Origin of the sequence: Streptomyces purpurogeneiscleroticus (assembly GCF_020024005.1) — a bacterium.
In the GTDB taxonomy this organism is placed as follows: Bacteria; Actinomycetota; Actinomycetes; order Streptomycetales; family Streptomycetaceae; genus Streptomyces; species Streptomyces purpurogeneiscleroticus.
In genome coordinates this window covers 1-2,994 of sequence record NZ_NHSG01000001.1, presented here as the reverse complement: position 1 = coordinate 2,994, position 2,994 = coordinate 1, and the positions used below count along the sequence as shown (strand labels likewise).

2 protein-coding genes are annotated in these 2,994 nt (G+C 68.4%); one reads left to right on the top strand and one right to left on the bottom strand.

The window, feature by feature from the left end:
* A partial coding sequence (locus CCS38_RS00010) for a SidA/IucD/PvdA family monooxygenase (protein WP_223731089.1) occupies nucleotides 1–924 on the top strand: 924 nt, incomplete at its 5' end.
* Here CCS38_RS00010 and CCS38_RS00005 read toward each other — a convergent pair.
* Nucleotides 880–2,703, bottom strand: a complete 1,824-nt coding sequence (locus CCS38_RS00005) for a bifunctional metallophosphatase/5'-nucleotidase (RefSeq protein WP_223731088.1) — start codon at nucleotides 2,701–2,703, stop codon at nucleotides 880–882. The two genes, CCS38_RS00010 and CCS38_RS00005, sit on opposite strands and share 45 nt — an antisense overlap.
* Nucleotides 2,704–2,994: the final 291 nt, after the last annotated feature.

Genomic DNA, 2,994 nt, shown 5'->3' with positions numbered 1-2,994 from the left:
GCCGACGCCCCCGCCCTCCCCGTCATCCACTCCGCCGACTACCTCGACCACCGCGAACACCTGCTCGCCGCCGACCACATCACCGTCATCGGCTCGGGTCAGTCCGGCGCCGAAATCTTCCTCGACCTGCTCCGCAACCGCCCCACAGGTCACGAACGGTTGCACTGGCTGGCGCGCACGCCCGCCTTCGCGCCCATGGAGTACAGCAAGCTCGGCCTCGAGCAGTTCACCCCCGACCACACGCGCTACTTCCACGGCCTCCCCGAAGCCACCCGCGACATGCTCGTCCCCCAGCAGTGGCAGCTCTACAAAGGCATCGACCACGACACCCTCGCCGCCATCCACCAGGAGCTGTACGAACGCACCATCGACGGCGGCTGGCCCGACGCCGTCCTCACCCCAGGCGTCACCGTCCGCACCGCGGGCCGCATCGGTACCCGGACCATCGAACTCCACCTGGAACACGCCCACCAGCACACCCGCAGCCGGCTCAGCACCGACGCCGTCGTCCTCGCCACCGGTTACCGCGAACGCAGCCTCGACGCCCTCACCAGCGCCCTCGACCCCTACCTCCGCCGTGACACCGCCGGCCGCCCCCGCATCGACGCCCACCATCGACTGAACCTTGACACCCGCGTCACCGGCTCCGTCTACGTACAGAACGCCGAACGCCACACCCACGGCGTCGGCGCCCCCGACCTCGGCCTCGCCGCCTGGCGCAGCGCCGTCATCCTCAACCACCTCACCGGCACCACGCCCTACCCCCTCCCCGACCGCACTGCCTTCACCACCTTCGGCCTGGCACCTCAACCGGGCCGGCAGCAGCAGACACCCGGCGGGCGACGGCTCCAGCACCAACCGCCCGCCACCACACGCCCGTCAGAAGACCGGAACTCCGTCCCGCGTCAGCTTCCAGTCCACTGACGCAAAACGCGACGCGTCGATCGAACCCGACTGCTTCACCCACTCAATGATCAGATTCCGGATCTCGTCCGACGTCACCCACGCCTGCTCCGCCTTGGCCACGTGCGGGAAATTCCCCCCGCCGCTCGCCCGGTAATTGTTCACCGCCAGCACGAAACGGGCCGCCGGATCCACCGGCTTCCCGTCCCGCAGCAGCTTCCCGATTCGCTGCCCCGCCGGCTTCGCGATGTCGATCTCGTACGACACCCCGCTCACTGCGTCATAGTTGTAATCCGGAATGCCGTCCGCATTCGTCAGCTTCGACGGATCCACCTCGCCACCCGCCGGCGTCCGCACGTAATACCGAGCCGAGAACTCCAGGTAATCCTTCAGCTGCGCTCCGGTCAGCACCCGCGCTTCCAGCGTATTGTCGAACGGATACAGCGCCGCCATCGACCGGATCGTCACATCCCCCGCCGGTACCTCCGCTGCACGCGAGAAACACGACGCCTGCGACACCACCGGCAGATCCGCGTACGCGCCCCCGGCCAGCGCCTTCCGCACCACCTCCGCCTGCACGAACGCGATGAAATCCAGCACCGGAGTGTCCTTGTACGGAGCCTCCGCCGCCGACAACCGCGCAGCCGACCGCCCGATCACCTGGTTCACATAACGCACCACCTTCGCATGCGCGTCACGCAGCAGCCCGGAAATGCGCTCGTCCTCCGCCGCCGCATTCGAGTTCAGCACCCGCGCCGACACCGAATCCACCGACCAGCGACCCTTTTCCCACGCCACCTCGATGTCGAACAATGTCAGCCGCTGCCCCCACTTCAGCGGCTCCGACAGCACGACCTCACGGCCCGTCCGCTCATTCTTCACCCGGTATTCCGGAATCTCCGTATGCGCGTGCCCCACCAGAATCGCGTCGATGCCCGGCACCTGCTGCGCCACCAATGCCGCCGCATTCTCCACGTACGGGAGCTGATCCCCGTACGAGGACGTGCCGCTCGACCCGGAATGCGCGGCCACGATCACCACATCCGCACCCAGCGCCCGCAACCGGGGAACCCACTTCGCGGCCTGTTCCTCCAGACCGGGGAACGCCATCTTCCCCTGCACGTGCGCCTTGTCCCAGATCGCGATACCCGGATTCGTCAGCCCCAGAATGCCGACCCGTACGTCCCGCCCGCGCGGGGTGCGCAGCCGCTTGATGACATACGGCGGGAACGCCGGGCGCAGCGACGTGGCGTCCACCGCGTTCGCGCCCAGGAGGGGGAAGTCGCAGTTCTCCTCGAACTTGCGCAGCACCGGAATGCCGTAATTGAACTCGTGATTGCCGAGGGCCGCGGCGTCGTACCCGATGGCGTTCATCGCCCGCGCCATCGGGTGCACCGGACCGTTCGCGCCGGTGATCGGGTCCACCTTCGCGTAGTAGTACGCCAGTTGCGTGCCCTGAATGGTGTCGCCCGCGTCGATGACGAGGGTGTTGCCGCGTCCCTTTTCGGCGCGTACCTCATTCACCAGGGTCGATATCTTCGCCAGGCCGACGTCGTTGTGGGCCGCGTCGTCGAATTCCGCGTCCGTCGCGTAATCCCAGTTGAAGACATTGCCGTGCAGGTCGGTGGTGCCCATGACGGTGAACGCGTACCGCTTGCCGCCGCCGTGGCCGTGCCCCGCGGGGATCTGGGCGCCGGCCGGCTCGCTCGCCACGGCGGCCGGTGCCCCGGCGCCCGCCAATGCCATTCCGGCACCGGTGGCGACGGAACTTCCCACAAACGTTCTGCGATCGAGCGGCATGACCTCTCCTTGACCGTCCGCATCCCTGCGAACCGTTGGGCGTACAACGGAACAACGCGCGTAGATTCTGGCGCAGGCACCCCTCCCGCAACACCCCTCACACGTTGCGATCAGATGACCGCCGCGCCGTCGGCCGCTCCCGCACTCGCCTGACAAACCCCCGCCGCCGTGCGAGGCTCTGCGCAGCAGGACGCCGTCCGGAGCGAGGCCGTGCCGCGCCGCGAGAAGGAGCCCCCCACCACATGACCGACGCGCCCACCACCAGCACTGACACCGCCCCCGCCGGGACCC